At 59.5% G+C, this 14,922-nt stretch carries 18 protein-coding genes; 11 read left to right on the top strand and 7 right to left on the bottom strand.

Annotation, left to right across the window (positions count from 1 at the left end):
• Positions 1–499 precede the first annotated feature (499 nt).
• Positions 500–1,396, top strand: a complete 897-nt coding sequence (locus ACR52_RS27920) for a LysR family transcriptional regulator (protein WP_236692212.1) — start codon at positions 500–502, stop codon at positions 1,394–1,396.
• On the opposite strand, the gene ACR52_RS27915 is transcribed toward ACR52_RS27920, so the two are convergent.
• Together ACR52_RS27915 and ACR52_RS27910 are read right to left on the bottom strand one after the other, a co-directional pair.
• The gene (locus ACR52_RS27915; RefSeq protein WP_048731499.1) at positions 1,386–1,787 is read right to left on the bottom strand and encodes a RidA family protein; all 402 of its coding nucleotides are present in this window, start codon (positions 1,785–1,787) and stop codon (positions 1,386–1,388) included. The two genes, ACR52_RS27920 and ACR52_RS27915, sit on opposite strands and share 11 nt — an antisense overlap.
• Positions 1,788–1,871: 84 nt before the next feature.
• Complete coding sequence (locus ACR52_RS27910) at positions 1,872–2,750, bottom strand: EamA family transporter (protein ID WP_048731802.1); 879 nt, start codon at positions 2,748–2,750, stop codon at positions 1,872–1,874.
• Positions 2,751–2,853: 103 nt separating this feature from the next.
• On the opposite strand from ACR52_RS27910, the gene ACR52_RS27905 reads away from it, so the two are divergent.
• The 4 genes from ACR52_RS27905 (at position 2,854) to ACR52_RS27890 (ending at position 8,848) form a co-directional block, all read left to right on the top strand.
• Positions 2,854–3,627 (top strand): AraC family transcriptional regulator, encoded by a 774-nt coding sequence (locus ACR52_RS27905; protein WP_048731498.1) that lies wholly within the window; start codon positions 2,854–2,856, stop codon positions 3,625–3,627.
• Positions 3,628–3,721: 94 nt separating this feature from the next.
• Complete coding sequence (locus tag ACR52_RS27900; RefSeq protein WP_048731496.1) at positions 3,722–5,275, top strand: DUF726 domain-containing protein; 1,554 nt, start codon at positions 3,722–3,724, stop codon at positions 5,273–5,275.
• A gap of 41 nt (positions 5,276–5,316) precedes the next feature.
• The gene (locus ACR52_RS27895) at positions 5,317–6,636 is read left to right on the top strand and encodes an Nramp family divalent metal transporter (RefSeq protein WP_048731495.1); all 1,320 of its coding nucleotides are present in this window, start codon (positions 5,317–5,319) and stop codon (positions 6,634–6,636) included.
• A gap of 247 nt (positions 6,637–6,883) precedes the next feature.
• Positions 6,884–8,848 (top strand): hypothetical protein, encoded by a 1,965-nt coding sequence (locus tag ACR52_RS27890; protein ID WP_048731493.1) that lies wholly within the window; start codon positions 6,884–6,886, stop codon positions 8,846–8,848.
• Positions 8,849–8,912: 64 nt separating this feature from the next.
• Here ACR52_RS27890 and ACR52_RS27885 read toward each other — a convergent pair whose 3' ends face one another.
• The 3 genes from ACR52_RS27885 to ACR52_RS27875 all read right to left on the bottom strand — a co-directional run bounded on the left by ACR52_RS27885 (position 8,913) and on the right by ACR52_RS27875 (position 10,719).
• Positions 8,913–9,290 carry a type II toxin-antitoxin system VapC family toxin gene (locus tag ACR52_RS27885; protein ID WP_048731492.1) on the bottom strand — a complete coding sequence of 126 codons (378 nt, stop codon included), beginning with the start codon at positions 9,288–9,290 and terminating at the stop codon, positions 8,913–8,915.
• On the bottom strand, positions 9,287–9,646 hold the full coding sequence (locus tag ACR52_RS27880) for a type II toxin-antitoxin system Phd/YefM family antitoxin (protein ID WP_082143269.1): 360 nt from the start codon (positions 9,644–9,646) through the stop codon (positions 9,287–9,289). The genes ACR52_RS27885 and ACR52_RS27880 overlap by 4 nt, the downstream gene beginning before the upstream one ends.
• Positions 9,647–9,729: 83 nt before the next feature.
• On the bottom strand, positions 9,730–10,719 hold the full coding sequence (locus tag ACR52_RS27875; RefSeq protein ID WP_048731488.1) for a LysR family transcriptional regulator: 990 nt from the start codon (positions 10,717–10,719) through the stop codon (positions 9,730–9,732).
• Positions 10,720–10,837: 118 nt separating this feature from the next.
• Between ACR52_RS27875 and ACR52_RS27870 the strand changes: the two genes are divergently transcribed.
• From ACR52_RS27870 to ACR52_RS29995, 3 genes are all read left to right on the top strand, one after another.
• Positions 10,838–11,326 (top strand): DMT family transporter, encoded by a 489-nt coding sequence (locus ACR52_RS27870; RefSeq protein WP_048731486.1) that lies wholly within the window; start codon positions 10,838–10,840, stop codon positions 11,324–11,326.
• A 4-nt stretch (positions 11,327–11,330) separates the two neighbouring features.
• Complete coding sequence (locus ACR52_RS27865) at positions 11,331–11,783, top strand: DMT family transporter (protein ID WP_048731484.1); 453 nt, start codon at positions 11,331–11,333, stop codon at positions 11,781–11,783.
• Between the two features lie 90 nt (positions 11,784–11,873).
• A complete protein-coding gene (locus ACR52_RS29995; protein WP_082143268.1) occupies positions 11,874–12,044 on the top strand; it encodes a metallothionein in 171 nt (56 codons plus the stop codon).
• A 101-nt stretch (positions 12,045–12,145) separates the two neighbouring features.
• On the opposite strand, the gene ACR52_RS27860 is transcribed toward ACR52_RS29995, so the two are convergent.
• Complete coding sequence (locus tag ACR52_RS27860; protein WP_048731482.1) at positions 12,146–12,418, bottom strand: hypothetical protein; 273 nt, start codon at positions 12,416–12,418, stop codon at positions 12,146–12,148.
• Positions 12,419–12,434: 16 nt separating this feature from the next.
• On the bottom strand, positions 12,435–12,677 hold the full coding sequence (locus tag ACR52_RS27855) for a DUF6555 family protein (RefSeq protein ID WP_048731479.1): 243 nt from the start codon (positions 12,675–12,677) through the stop codon (positions 12,435–12,437).
• A 116-nt stretch (positions 12,678–12,793) separates the two neighbouring features.
• On the opposite strand from ACR52_RS27855, the gene ACR52_RS27850 reads away from it, so the two are divergent.
• From ACR52_RS27850 to ACR52_RS27845, 3 genes are all read left to right on the top strand, one after another.
• The gene (locus ACR52_RS27850; RefSeq protein ID WP_048731478.1) at positions 12,794–13,558 is read left to right on the top strand and encodes an AraC family transcriptional regulator; all 765 of its coding nucleotides are present in this window, start codon (positions 12,794–12,796) and stop codon (positions 13,556–13,558) included.
• A gap of 89 nt (positions 13,559–13,647) precedes the next feature.
• Complete coding sequence (locus tag ACR52_RS29990) at positions 13,648–13,821, top strand: DUF1427 family protein (RefSeq protein WP_082143267.1); 174 nt, start codon at positions 13,648–13,650, stop codon at positions 13,819–13,821.
• A 30-nt stretch (positions 13,822–13,851) separates the two neighbouring features.
• Positions 13,852–14,811: a quinone oxidoreductase family protein gene (locus ACR52_RS27845; RefSeq protein WP_048731477.1), complete on the top strand. Its 960-nt coding sequence runs from the start codon at positions 13,852–13,854 to the stop codon at positions 14,809–14,811.
• The last annotated feature ends 111 nt before the right edge of the window (positions 14,812–14,922 follow it).

Below are 14,922 nucleotides of genomic sequence, written 5' to 3'. Positions count from 1 at the left end.
GCCATGCGTGTGAGATCTAGGTAGAAGAGCTTCTGCGCATTCATGGATAAAAGGCTTGGACTACCAAATCAGCCAGAACGGCAGGCTGGGTTTGGGGTACTCGGGACAACTCCCGCGTAACCATAAGAGCCACGCGATGACCATTGGTTTCTCCCTCGGACTCTGATCAAGTCCGAGTTCTTTGAGCCTCCCGAGAGGGGCTTTTTTTGCGCTTGATTCTGGCAAGCCCCGATGTCATCAATTCGGAAAGTGAGGGCGCGCGTTCTTTGTGGCGAGGGGGCTTGTCCCCCGTTGGGCTGCGCAGCAGCCCTGAAACCGGCCGGTGAGGAGTGTCTGACACAGCGCATCCTTCCTTATTGGGACCGCTTCGCGGTCCAACGGGAGCAAGCTCCCTCGCCACAGATGGAGGTTCAATTTGAATGAGCGTTGTCGGCGATTTTACCTGCATTGTGCAGCTTCATGGACAATACTCCCCACTCCAACCCCGATGGACACCACCGTGAACCAACTCCTCGCCATGCGTGCCTTTGTCCGTGTGGTCGACACCGGCTCATTCAGCCGTGCGTCCGACCAGTTGGCATTGCCGCGCTCCACCGTCAGCAAGTTGATCATCGATCTGGAACAACACCTTGGCGTCCAGTTGATGCATCGCACCACCCGCGCCCTGGCGCCGACCTCCGATGGGTTGGCGTATTACCAGCACGCCCGGCGCCTCGTGGCGGAACTGGATGAGGTGGACAACGGCGTGCGCGGTAAAACCCTCAAGCCCCGTGGGCACTTGCGCGTGGATGCACCGGCGTCGTTTGCCAATTGCCTTTTGATCCCGGCACTGTTGGATTTTCATCGTGAGTACCCGGATATCACCATTGCCCTGGGCATCAGCGACCGCGCGGTGAACATCGTCGGGGAGGGCGTGGATTGTGTGATTCGCGCCGGCAAGCTCGATGACATGGCGATGATCGGGCGCAAGGTCGCGGACCTTGAGTACCTGACCTGCGCCGCGCCGAGTTATCTGGCGCGCCGGGGCGTGCCGCAATCGCCCGAAGACCTGCAGGAAAATCACCTAAAGGTCGGTTATTTCTTCGCCGGGTCGGGCAGGCCGGAACCGCTGGTTTTCGAAAAGGAAGGCAGGCGTGTCGAGGTTGGCGACTGCGCCTTTTCCACCAACGAAGGCAATGGCCTCAAGGAAATGTTGGTGGCGGGGCTGGGCGTGGGGCAGCACTTCACCTCGATCGTGCAGTACTACATAGACGCCGGCCAACTGGTCAACGTGTTGCCGGACTGGTCCCGCCCGGCCACGCCGCTGCATATCCTTTACCCACCCAATCGGCATCAAAGCGCACGGCTCAGGGTGTTCACCGACTGGGTGATTCGCACGTTCGGCGTCAAGGAATAATCGCGGTCACGCGGATTTCCACGCGCATGGTCGCCAGGCCCAGGGCTTCGACGCCAACTTGCGTCCAGATCGGCGCGTGGTTGGGCATGTAGTGACGGTATTGCTGGACCATCGCCTCGTTGACGTCGGGAGGAAAGCCGCCCACATGGTAGGAATTGACGTGAATCACGTGTTCCCAGCTGGCACCGGCGCTGGCCAGGGTGCGCGCCAGGTTGTGGAATGCCTGGGCGATTTCATCGGCAATATTGGCCGGGATCTGGAACTCATCGTCCCAGCCACCCTGGCCTGAGGTTTCCACGCGATTGCCGACCTTGACCGCTTGGGAATAGTGCAAGTGTTCGCGCAGGTAATCGCCGTAGCCAGGGGTGACGAAAAATTCAGGCGTGCTCATGGTAGGTCCTCGATTCAGTTCAGGGTCCGGCCATGCTAGTGGACTGAATCGGCGAACAAAATCCGTGAATTTTGTCATGACTGTCTATCTGTATGCATAATCCGGCGCAGGCCGGCGACGGTAGAGCCCTGCTGCCAGCCCGGCGATGATGATTGCGATGCAGATCAGGTTGGGCGTGGAAATGCGCTCGCCGATAATCAGCATCGAACTGGTAATGCCGAATACCGGAATCAACAAGGACAGCGGCGCCACGGTGGACAAGGGGTACGCCTTGAGCAGTGAGTTCCAGCCCCAGTAAGCAAAGTGCGTGGCCAGGTACACCTGGAACAGGATGGGCAGGATGGCCGTCAGGTCGAGGCTGGTTGCCAAACCTTCGAACGCAGCGCTGCCGTGCATCAGCCACGCCGTCAGAAACAGCGGGATCGGCGGAAACAGGCTGGCCCACACCATGAACGCGAAGATCTCCTGGACCCCGGATTTCTTGATGATGACGTTGCCCACGCTCCAGGCCAGCGCACTGAGTACGATCAGCATGACCCCCAGCACGGCGTGGTTGCCTTCCTGGATGGACATGATCCCCGTCAGGCCGATCAGGGCCAGTAAGGCACCGGCCATCTGCGCCGGGCGGATTTTTTCCTTGAACAACACAACGCCCCAGCCCAGGGTGAAAAACACGCTGAGTTGGATAAGCAGCGATGCGATACCGGGGCTCACACCTACCTGGATGCCATAGTTGATGACGCCCCACATGCCCAGCCCGAAAATAAAGCCGTAGGCAGCCACGTAGCTGAATTTGACGGCAGGGCGCTTGATGAAAAACACCAGCGGCAAGGCGGCGAGCGCGAAACGGATGCCGGTGAGGACAAAGGGGTCGATCGAACGTAAACCCAGCTTTGTGAGGGGGAAGTTCACACCCCAGACCAAGGTGACCAGTACGGCAAGGAACAGGTGTTTTTTCAGCATGGGTTGGCCTTTGGGCTGTCGGACGTCTTCAAAGGCGATGATGTTAGGGCGCTGGGTGATGGCCTGCTTGCAATGCCGGGTCAATATTTGACAGTATCGGGCCATGATTCCGATCCTTGATTCCGAAAGCCCTGACGCCGTGGTGACGCTGCGCGAATACCCCTCCGGCACCGTTTTTGCGCGGCACACTCACTCACGTGGTCAGTTCGCGTATGCCTCCACCGGCGCGCTGAAGATGTTCACCGACCTCGGCAATTGGGTAGTACCGCCGCAACGGGCGATCTGGGTACCCGGTGGCGTGCCCCACGAAATGCACATGCGCGGTGATGTGGTGATGCTCAATACCTACTTGGACGACAAAGCCGCCACGCGGGCAGGGCTGCAGGACCGCTGCCAGGTGTTTGACGTGTCGCCATTGCTGCGGCATCTGCTGGAAGCGGCGTTGGGCATTGGGTTGTCCAGTGTTCGGCAGCACTGCGTGCTGACATTGTTGGTCGATGAAATCGGCGCCATGCCCGAGTTGCCCTTGAGTGCGCCGTTGCCCTCCGAACCCCGGCTGGCGGGCGCCTGCCAGCGCTTTCTGGAAGCGCCCACACAAAACATCTCCCTCGACGAAATGGCCGTTTGGGCGAACATGAGCCGGCGCACGTTTACCCGCCACTTTTTTGAGCACACCGGCATGACGTTCGTGTCCTGGCGCCAGCAGGTTTGCCTGTTGGAAGCCACCGCCCGGCTCGGCCAGGGGGCGCCTATCACCGAAGTGGCGCTCGCATTGGGCTTCAGCAGTTCCAGCGCCTTCACCTCGGTATTCCGGCGCAACCTGGGGGAATCGCCGGCGCGCTACCTGGCTAAATCAAAGGCTGCGTCATTGTTCTGATAGCGTCTCGAGCGCCACGCCGGTCAGGATTCACCGTCCTCTCGGTAATGCTTTGCTACTATCGCCGTCCCTCGTCACCAGGAGTCACCGGCCCATGCAGCACCAGTGGGATGAAATGCACCGCACCCGCAAGCCCACGTTCGTATTGTGCGGCGAGCCTCAGGGTGATGTGCTCAATCTCTATGTTCACGGTTATTCGGCGTTCTTCAATCGGCAACAACTGGGCGATTTCAAGGAGCAGCTGGCTAGCATCGAAGGCTCGACCAACCTGATTCTGTTCTGGCCGGCGGGGCATTTTCTGGAAAACCTGTTTGCTCCCTTCAAGGACGTGATCACCTCGATGCTCGGCGGTGGCGGCATTGGCGCGGCGACCGTGGGGGTGGGCAAGGCGATCGGGTATTTTCTCGACCACTATAAAAGTGTCGAGGCGCGGGTGGATGAAGTCGCCCGCAGCCTGCTGCCGGAATTGGCCAACTACCTGCACGGCGAGTCGTTGGAAGTGCGGCGCATCAACCTGATCGGCCATTCCCTGGGCGCGCGCATCCTGGTCAAGAGTGTGCTGGCCAACCCAGAAACCGCCCGCGAATTGCCGTTGAACAACTTATTGCTGATGGGCGGGGCGATCTGTACGTCGAGCCCTTGGGATGAAGTGTCCGCACCGTTGAAGGGGCGGGTGATCAACTGTTATTCCAGCAAGGACTGGGCCCTGGCGATGAAGCCGGACACCGAGCGGTGCATCGGGCGTTATGCGATTCCCGTCACGCCCGCGCTCAAGGCCAAGGTGACGAATGTGCACCTGGCCACCTTCGACCACGCTGCGTACTGGCCCCAGTTGCAGACGGTGGTGCAGTACACCGACCTGCTGCAGGAGCGGCGCGGCATGATCCGTGCCGATCAGCGCAGCACTGAAGTGCGCTTTGCCGAGGAGGACATCGATCTGTTCCCTGCGCTGGTGCAGGCGCGTCCCGACGAACTGAAATTCCTCGCCGAATTGATGGCGCAAAAGCGCAGTGCTTCGATTGATGCCTCGGTGCGTGAGCCGCTGAAGCTGGCCATCGAGTTGCAGCGCATGGGCGGCGACAGCTTTATGAACATCGCCCGAGGCCATGGCGTGAGTTACCGCCAGATAGCCGAAGATGTGGTTCAGCGGTTGGGAATCAAGTTCGATGAGCCGCTGGAAACTGTCGCACTGGCGGATATCGAAGCGCGAGTCGCAGAAAAGCTGATCGAGCAGTACAAGGACAAACTCAGCAACGCCGACCGCCAGGTATTCGATGCCGAACTGAAGGCGGCCGCGCAAAAGGAGCAGGGGCTGTTCAATCGCTTCGATGTCGGTCGCTCGGCCACCACGGCCTTGAGCGGCACCGCGTTGGCGGGGCTCACCGGGTTTGTTCTGCGACGCGGCGCCGCCTCGGCGATTCCGGTGGTAGGCCAGGCGTTGGCGGCGGCAATGTTGCTGGTGAGTGGTGTACGGGCGTTTTCCGGGCCCGCGTATTCCATTACAACCTTGGCGGTATTGGTGATTGGCGTGATTCGCCAACGCATGGAGCGCGAGGCGCTGAACCAGGAGATGGACCTGGTGGTGCAAGTGGTGGAGACGTTTGATCTGCCAAGGGAGACGGTGATGCGCACGGTTGCGTCCGACTGATAAGCTGCGGGCCTGTCTTGTGTGTTTGCCTGGAATACTGCGTGAAATTCAGCCTGCCGAAAATCGCTACCGCCCCGTTCTGCCCGCCCGAAGTGGCCGGCTCCGTCGCTGTTGACCCCAACGCTCCGTTTTTCAAACGGGCATTGATGTTCGCCGGCCCCGGCTTGCTGATCTCCATCGGCTACATGGACCCGGGCAACTGGGCCACGGCCATCGAAGCCGGCTCGCGCTACGGCTACAACCTGCTGTTTGTGGTGCTGCTGGCCAGCCTGGCGGGGATGGCGGTGCAGTGCCTGTGCTCGCGGCTGGGTATCGCCACCGGCAAGGACCTGGCGCAACTGTGCCGCGAGCGCTACAGCAAACGCTCCGCCCGCACCCAGTGGGTATTGGCCGAAATCTCCATCATTGCCACCGACCTCGCCGAGGTGCTCGGCTGCGCGTTGGCGTTTCACCTGCTGCTGGGTGTGTCGTTGACCACCGGTATTGTCATCACCGCCTTCGACACATTGCTGATCCTTGCCCTGCAAAACCGGGGTTTCCGCCGTCTGGAAGCGATCATGCTGGCGCTGGTGGCAACCATCGGCGTGTGTTTCTTTATTGAACTGGTGCTGATCAAACCCTACTGGCCGGACGTGCTCAGCGGTTTCACGCCGTCACTGTCGGCCATCAGCGATGCTGCACCGCTGTACCTGGCCATCGGCATTCTGGGCGCGACGGTCATGCCGCATAACCTTTACCTGCATAGCTCGATTGTGCAAACCCGCCTGATCGGCAAAGACCTCGCCAGTAAACAGGACGCGGTCAAGCTCGCACGCATCGACACCATTGGCTCACTGGCATTGGCCTTGCTGGTCAACGCGGCGATCCTGGTACTCGCGGCCGCCGCGTTCCACAAGACCGGCCACGCCGACGTGGTGGAAATCCAGGACGCCTACCACCTGCTCGACCCGCTGGTGGGCGGCGCCTTCGCCAGCATCCTGTTCGGCGTCGCCTTGCTGGCCTCGGGGCAGAGTTCGACCTTTACCGGCACCATCGCCGGCCAAGTGATCATGGAGGGTTACCTCAACCTGCGTATTCCGTGCTGGCAGCGACGCCTGATCACCCGCGGGCTGGCGCTGATCCCGGCGTTCCTCGGCGTATGGCTGATGGGCGATGATGCCATCGGAAAATTGCTGATTCTCAGCCAGGTGGTGCTCAGCCTGCAGTTGCCGTTTGCGCTGTACCCACTGATCCGTATGACGGGCGACAAACAACTGATGGGCCCGTTCGTCAATCGCCTGCCGACGCGGTTGTTAGCGTGGTTTCTGTTTGCGGTGATCAGTGGGGCGAATGCGTGGTTGATTGGGCAGTGGGTGTTTTAACCCAACAAAATCGGGCTTTGTCTTTAAAGTGACCTAAGCTGCGTTGTAGCCATTACAGAAATAGTGTGTTTACGTCTTGATCTGCGGGCTCTTGTGACGAAGTGAGGTTTACGCAAGCCCGCTAAATTATTCGGTTCTATTCGGCAATAGCATTTCCGGATGTTGTGCTCTGGTATGGATATCAGTGACGCGCATTACACGGAATTTTTCTGACAGGCTTATTAGTATTACTAATAAGGAGTTTGGAATGTCGACTAGATCAGTTATTTGTATAGGGTTGTTCTTTTGGGGCGCGATGGCGACCTCGGTTGCAATGGCCGCCACACTTACGTCAGTGGATAAGCATTTTGATCCTCCGATTGCGTTTGAGGCGCTTCCCAAGCTATTGGGTATGAGTCGCCACGACGACTTGAAAAAATTGCTGGCAGTACCGACAGAGCATGGCACTCAACAAGTTCGTCTGCAGCAAATGTACAGTGATCAACAGGTATTCGGTGCCGGGTTGGTGGTGGAACGCGACAATCAGGGGCAAATAATAAACGCTGTCGGAACCCTTGCCTTGGGGTTGGACGCTGAATTGCCTGAGCGTGCTTCCTTGCCAAGTGCTCAGGATGCCTGGGTTGCTTTGCCTCAGGATGAAAGTGATCCCAGGGCACAGGCGTACAAGGCGAAAGTGGCGGCAGCCAGTGCCGGCAGGTTCTTGGCCGATAAGTTTCCACCTTTGGTGTTGAGCGGTGCTCGTCAATTGGTACCCGCTACGTTGGGTATTGTTGCGCAACCGAGGCATTCAAAGTGGGCGTACCGAATGATGATCGAATACCCCGCGCAGCAAAGGGTATTACGGGTGGTAGTCAATGCAGTGGATGGAAGCGTGTTGCGTGTTGCCGATGACTCGCCTGTCGGAAACGCCGGTGCCGAATGGGTAAAGGTGATTGATCCCGTTAAGCCTGTGACCGCGATAGCGGAAGAGTTTACTGTTCCAACCTTGATCAAGGGAACGGGAGGGAACCTCAAGATAGGGCACTATACCTACGGCCTCGGGGCCACCGGCGAAGAAACTACCGGTGAGGAGCGTCCTGCACTTGATGGGCTTTCGAACACCGCAGGAACCGTCTGTACCCTGAGCAATCCGCGGGTATCCTCGCGGATTCACAACGAATCCAGCGATGAAGGCACGCCGTGGGTTTTCCCCTGTCCCGTTAGCAATGAGCCCATAGTTAATGGGGCTTTTTCACCGATTAATGATGCCCACTACCTGGTTGAAACTGCGCTTGAAATGTACCGGGAATATGTAAACGTGCCAGCGTTTTCTCGACAACTAATTGTCGTGTCTCGTAGTCTAAACGGTGCCAGATGGAACCCTCCAAGTACGCTTGCCATGGACAACGGCGACGAGAAAGATTTTTACTCTTCCGCAGTGCCGGATGTTGTAGGGCATGAGTTGGGCCATGGTCTGTTTCTTGATAATAATCTTGATGCGACTCACATATTTGACGGTATCTATGACTCCTTTCCCGATGTCATTGGCGCCTCTCTCCGATGGTATGTGACCAAGCAGCAACATTTTCTTATCGCCTCTGACACGTATAAGGACCCGGACGGCTTCATGCGTGATATGTGTACAGCCAATGTACCTCCAAGCCCTTTAAATGGCCTTATCAGCCAAGCTTTTTGTAAGCTCGCCAAAGAGTGGGGTACAGGGCCCGCCTTCGCGATGGTCGCCCGCGCCAATTTATTGTATTGGAACGATCCGTTTGATCATGGCGGGACAACTGTTTGTGGGCTGGAGCGCGCAGCAAAGGACATTGGACAGCCATCGGAGCGGGTTACACAGGTATTTGATGAAGTAGGCCGACGCTGTATCGAAGGTATAAAACTCGTCAACGGTGAAGCGTACTCAGGTCCTCCTATCTACAACGATAGCCCACGCAAATATTTTTTTGATGTGCCGCAAGGTACTCGAATGCTGCACGTTAGTACCCCGATCCCTCCAAATCCAGGGTGGCGGGGGGATTTACTGATTCGCCAAGGCCAGTTTCCCACCGATACGGAATACGATTGTCGTGACTCAGCTCCTTTACCTACATGCCAGTTTGCAAACCCTAAGCCGGGACGTTACTACGTAGAGAGACGAAGTTACGAGGGTGGGGTGTGGAATTACATACCGTCCCATATGTTGGCGACCTGGGATGAGGAAGCTCCAAAGAAGTGATCAGTGGGCGAATGCGGGGTTGAGTGGGCGCGGGGATTTTGAATGCAGTCGAGTTAAAGGAGGTTCAAGCCAGGATAGCCAGCGAGGTGTACTGGGCAACCAGCGGATCAGCAGTCAATAACTTCATCGGTTCGCTCATCGCGGTCGCAACGATGAGTCGATCAAAAGGATCCCTGTGATGGTGTTCAAGATCCTTGACCGCAATCGCATGCTCCGACGTGACAGGTAATTCGACGAAGCCGCTTGCCAGGCAGTACTCGCGGACTTTGTCGAGGTCTACATCGAGTTTCCCCAGCCCGACTTTTATCGCCATTTCCCAAAACGTCGCAGCACTGACGTAGACCTCTGCGGCGTTTTCAATCAGCTTCCTTGCCTTGGTGGATAGCTTTGGGTCATCGCTTAATGTCCATAGCAGGATATGGGTATCCAGCAACACTCTCATGTAGGGCTGCCCTCGAACGCGCCGACCACGTCGTCTGGCAATGGCGAATCGAAATCATCAGGGATGACCAGTTTTCCTTTCATTGCGCCAATTCGCCGGCCTTGCGATTTACCGACTGGGACGAGTTGTGCCATCGCACGTCCATGCTTGGCAATGGTGATGATTTTCCCGGCGGCGGCTTCATCAACCAGTTTTGACAGATTATTTTTCGCTTCACCCAGCGGTACTGTAATCATTCGGCTCTCTCCATATTTTGGCCAAATATAGCCAAAATCATGTGAGCTATCAAAGACGGCCCGACCGCTGGTTGAAGCGGCTCGTTCAGCGCGCGATGGTTTGTAGTACATGAAATCCATGGCAGCTCTCCTTAAAGGGTTGCGCCAAAGTCTGCTGCAGTATTCCGTGTCCAGAAATAGTGGCCCGTAAAATCAGAACGGGCCTACTTTTTCAATACGGACGTTTCCTCAGGAGACGTGGCCTGCATAATCGGTACCGCTCCTCGATCCCAATACGGCACCGTCCCAAAACACTCCACAAAATAATCAATCACTGTCCGCACCTTCAGCGACAACCGCCGGCTTCCGGGCCACAAGGCCGCAATCTGCTGAGGCTCCAGCGTCGTCGCCACCTCATATTCAGTCAGCACCGCCTGCAAGGTACCGGCGCGCAAGCTTTCGCCAATCAACCACGAAGGAAACACCACCAGCCCCAGGCCCTGTTCGGCGGCGTGGGTCAGGGTGTCGGCGTGGTTACCGGTGATCGGGCCTTTGACGCTGTACGGCGTCCAGTCGCCCTGGGCGCGGCGGAAGAACCAGCGCTGCTGGCCGGTGATGCCTTTGTAGGCCAGGCATTGGTGGTTGACCAGTTCATCCGGGTGGTGAGGCGTGCCATGTTGCGCCAGGTAGGCGGGGCTGGCGGCGATGCGGAAGCGCTGTGGGGCGAAGATACGGGCCTGCATGCTGGAGTCGTTGAGCACGCCGATACGAAACAGCAGGTCGGTGCCGTCTTGCAGCGGGTCGACGAAGGTGTCGGTTTGCTGGATGTCCAGTTGCAGCTTCGGGTAACGCCGGCACAGCTCACCCAGCCACGGTGACAGGTGACGCTGGCCGAATACCATCGGTGCGTTGATGCGCACCAGGCCACTGGGTTCACTTTCCTGTTCCTGCAGCGCCTGGCCGGCGGCTTCCAGTTGCTCGAGCATCAAGCGTGCGTGGCGCCCGAGCAGGCGCCCGGCCTCGGTGGGGCTCACCGCGCGGGTGTGGCGGTAAAGCAGCTGCTGGCCGAGGGCTTGTTCCATCAACTGGATCTGCCGGGAAATGGAGGAGGGCGCCAGGCCCTCGCGGCGCGCCACTTCGGAAAAGCTGCCGTGGTCCAGCACCGCGACGAACAGGCGCAGCGCCTTGAAGCTCAGTTCATTCAAACCCTGCATCGTGGCTCCATGCTGTGCGGTTTACGCAAAGGTGTTGTCCGCATAATCCCATTTATCGCACAGCACGACCACCGGATAATGCGCGTCATCCAATCCTTTGTTGACGTGCAGGTGATGTATGCAAGCCAGTTCTATCGAGGGTGTGGCGCAGGCCAGGCCGAAAAAAAACCTTCTACGGTTGTTGCTGTTGCCGCTGGTGATCCTGGCCGGCATGGGCCTGTCGGTGGAAGCCGGGTTACTCGGGCCGCTGGGCGTACAGGTGGGGCACTTGTGGGCAACCTTGAGCATCTTTGGCGTCGGTACGGCGATTCTGTATGTGCTGCTGCTGTTCAGCGGCCCGCAGAAGGGCCCTGCGTTGACCGACCTGCCGCGCTGGCAGTTGATCGGCGGTTTCCTGGGGCCGATGTACGTGGTGGTGCTGACGCTGGCCACGCCTCACATCGGTATCGCCATGACCATGATCGCGATTCTGTCGGGCCAGGTCGGCAAGAGCGTGTTGATCGACCATTTTGGCTGGTTCGGCACGGCGCGCAAGCGGGTCAATGTCGAGCGCTGGATTGCCCTGGCGTTGATTGTGGCGGCACTTGTTTTGATTGCACGAGGCTAAGGCGATGAATTTGATTCTGTTATTGGTACTGGTGATCGCTGCGGGTGCCGTGTTGAGTGTGCAGGCGGCGATCAATGGTCGCCTGGGCCAGACGGTGGGCGTGTTGCGCAGCAGTTTGCTGACCTTCTCGGTGGGCGCGCTCACGACTGCGCTATTGATCTTCTTCTTCGAGCCGGCCCAGGCCGTCAGTCTGCTGGACGTGCCGAAATGGCAACTGACCGGCGCGTTGTTCGGCGTGGTGTACATGATAGTGATGGTCGGCGCAGTGCCTGTCGTGGGTACGGCGGTCGCCACCGTGGCGGTCATCGTCGGGCAATTGGGCATGGGCATGTTGATCGACAACTTCGGCTGGCTGGGCAACCCGGCCATCGAGCTGTCGGGCAGCCGGATCGTGGCGATGGCCTTGCTGGCACTGGCGCTGGTGTTCATGTACCGCAGCAATACGCGCACCGACTGAAGGTTTGAACCATCGACGGCGGGCCGCAGTCACTGCTTAAGGTGCTGGCGCTCGCCGCACCGGGACGACCATGAAGAAGGAGTTCTGACCATGCCAGATACAACCTGTGCCTGCCCACATTGCAAGTGTGTGCTGGGAACTGACGCGATAATGAAAGAAGGCAAGGGCTATTGCTGCCAGGGCTGTGCCGAGCATCATGCACACGGCGAGCCTTGTGCGGCGGCGACGGGCTGCGAGTGCGCCAAGTCGGCCAAAGGCTAACCTCCCTGTAGGAGCCGGCTTGCCGGCAGTTCTCCCTCAAGCCTTGCGCTGATCATGAGACCGCCATCGCCGGCAAGCCGGCTCCTACACGGGTTTGGGTGTTATTGGGGTTCAAGTTCGAGCTTGAGGCTATGGTCGGGCAGGCGTTGGCGAGCCTTGACCACCCCGCTGGTCCGTCGTCCCTCCAACGCAAGCACCACGGTTTGCGCCGCATGCAGGTCATCCGGCAGCGGTTGAAAGACCCGCAGCTCCATCCGCCTCGGCGTGTGCCGCACGCTCACCTGACACTCGACATGCCTGGCCAATGGCCCGAACAAGGTGTCCTGGGTGTAGTCAATCCGCGCCTTGCCGTTGACCGGCCCTGGTGAATCCATGGTTGTCTCTCCTTGATCAAGCCTGAGCGCGCGCATCCGAGCGGCGCCATTGTACGTTTTTGATGCCGAATTTCTCGGCCTGCTCCTGGCTGGTCTTCTTCACTTGCTCACGCGCGAAACGGCCGATACGGCCCACGCCGGCGTCACAGCTTGCCCAATGCCAGGCTTCGGCGGCATCCAGTTTTTCCAGGCGGATGATGAATGACTTGGGTTCGCCATGCAGGGTGTAGTCGATCACAAACAGCTTTGCATTATTCATTGGTCCCTCAACCCTTCAGGTGTAAGCAAGTGATCCTCGCGGGCGGTAAAAATTCACTCGGATTCTCGAGCGGTGGTCATTACCATGCCAGTTCCTCCTCCATTGATGTGCTCCCCATGGCCCTGGCCGCGCCCCCCGACCTCAGTGATCACGCCGTCCCCGTGCAACCTCTGGCGCGCACGTACCCGCGTGGGTTGTATGTGGAGCCCCACAGCCACGACTGGGGCCAGTTGCTGTACGCCATGAGCGGGGTGATGTGGGTCGAGACGCCACAGGAAGCACTGGTGGTGCCGCCCCAGCGCGCGGTCTGGCTGCCACCGGGGGTGGAGCATGGCATTCGCGTGGTCTCGGATTTGCAGATGCGCAATATCTACCTGCGCCCGGCGTTGGCGGCGACGCTGGACAGCCAGGTGCAGGTGATCGAAGTCGGCGGGCTGCTGCGTGAACTGATCGTGAACCTGGTGGAGCAGGGTGACAGTGCGGATGCGGCGTACTACGACGCGGTGGTCGGCCTGGCGCTGCTGGAGCTGCAGCGGGCGCGGCGCTCGCCCATTCGCATCGCCATGCCGGTGGCCGCCGACCGCCGCCTGATCAGCGCCTGCCAGGCGGTCATGGCCGCGCCATCCCTGGAGATCCCCTTCGAGCAACACGCCGAAGCCGCCGGTGCCAGCGTGCGCACGCTGGCGCGCTTGTTCCAGAACCACTTGGGCATGGGCTTCGCCGAATGGCGCCGGCAGGTGCAACTGGCCACGGCGGTGGCCGAGTTGATCCAGGGCCAGTCAGTCAGCGGTATTGCGCGGTCCCTGGGTTATTCGCCGAGCAGCTTCAGCGACATGTTCCGCCGTGAACTCGGTGTGGCGCCGTCGCAGTATGCCGGTTGAGGGTTTGGCCGAAATCCTGAAGCTCTTGGCCGATGCTGCCGGGACGGGCTCCCTACACTGAGCCCATCAACCGTCGAGGCGCAGCCCCCATGAGTTACCTGATCTCCCTTGCCATTGGACTTTTCGTCGGCGTGATCTACGGCGCGCTGGACTTCCGCTCGCCCGCGCCACCGGCCATCGCACTGGTCGGCCTGATGGGCATGTTGCTCGGCGAGAAACTCTGGCCCATGGGCCGGCAATGGGTCAGCGCCTGGTTGTCCTGATTGCTCTTTTCTCTTTGATGGATACCGCTGATGAAAGCACTGCAATTTACCGCCACTGGCGACCTCGCCACCCTGAGTTTTGTCGACGTCGCCACCCCGGTGCCCGCCGCTGGTGAAGTGCTGGTGCAAATCAAGGCTGCCGGCCTGAACCCCAGCGACGTGAAAAACGTACTTGGCCGTTTCCCCTACACCACGCTGCCGCGCATTGCCGGTCGTGACTTCGCTGGCGTGGTGGTGCAAGGTCCGCAGAATTTGGTCGGCCAGGCAGTGTGGGGCACCGGTCGCGACCTGGGCTTTTTCGCCGACGGCTCCCACGCGCAATACCTCACCGTGTCCGCCAAGGGCGTGGCCCACAAACCCACGCACCTGAGTTTTGCCCAGGCCGCCAGCCTCGGCGTGCCGTACACCACCGCCTGGGATGCGCTGGAGCGCAGCGGTGTCGGCAAAGGCACGCGCTTATTGGTGATTGGGGTGAACGGTGCCGTGGGCAGCGCGGCCCTGGCCCTGGCGAAAATTCGCGGAGCCGAGGTGTTGGCTGCGGTGCGCAAGTTGGATCAGGTAGAGCTGTTGCAGGCCCAGGGTTTCGACGCGATTGCGCTGGGCAAGCCAGAAGATCTGGGCCCGCAGGTGAATGCCGTGTTCAAGGGCGGTGCCGATGTGATCTTCGACACCACGGGCTTCTGGTTGCCCGCAGCCGTCGCAGGCCTTGCACCGTTCGGCCGCATCGCGATCATCGCCGCACCGGTCGACGGCCATGTGCAGTTGCCGGCCCTGGCGCTTTACCGTAAAGGAGGTTCAGTGGTGGGCATCAACTCGTTGCTCTACACCTGCGAACAGTGTGCGGTGATGCTGGAGCAGTTCGGTCGCTTCTTTGATGAAGGGTTGTTGCCGCTGCCTACCGGCCTGCGTGAAGTGGCGCTGGCCGACGGGGTGCAGTGCTACGAAGAAGTGAATCAAGGCAGCGCAGACAAAATTATCTTCCTGCCCTGAAAGCGCTGATCGTTCCCACGCTCCGCGTGGGAATGCCGCCTCGGACGCTCTGCGTCCGCTCTTGTGACGCGGAGCGTCACGGGATGCATTCCCACGCAGAGCGTGGGAACG

It is taken from the genome of Pseudomonas fildesensis (genome assembly GCF_001050345.1).
GTDB classification, from domain to species: domain Bacteria; phylum Pseudomonadota; class Gammaproteobacteria; order Pseudomonadales; family Pseudomonadaceae; genus Aquipseudomonas; species Aquipseudomonas fildesensis.
Note: the sequence above shows the minus strand (reverse complement) of the source record. Positions and strands in the feature narration are given on the sequence as shown.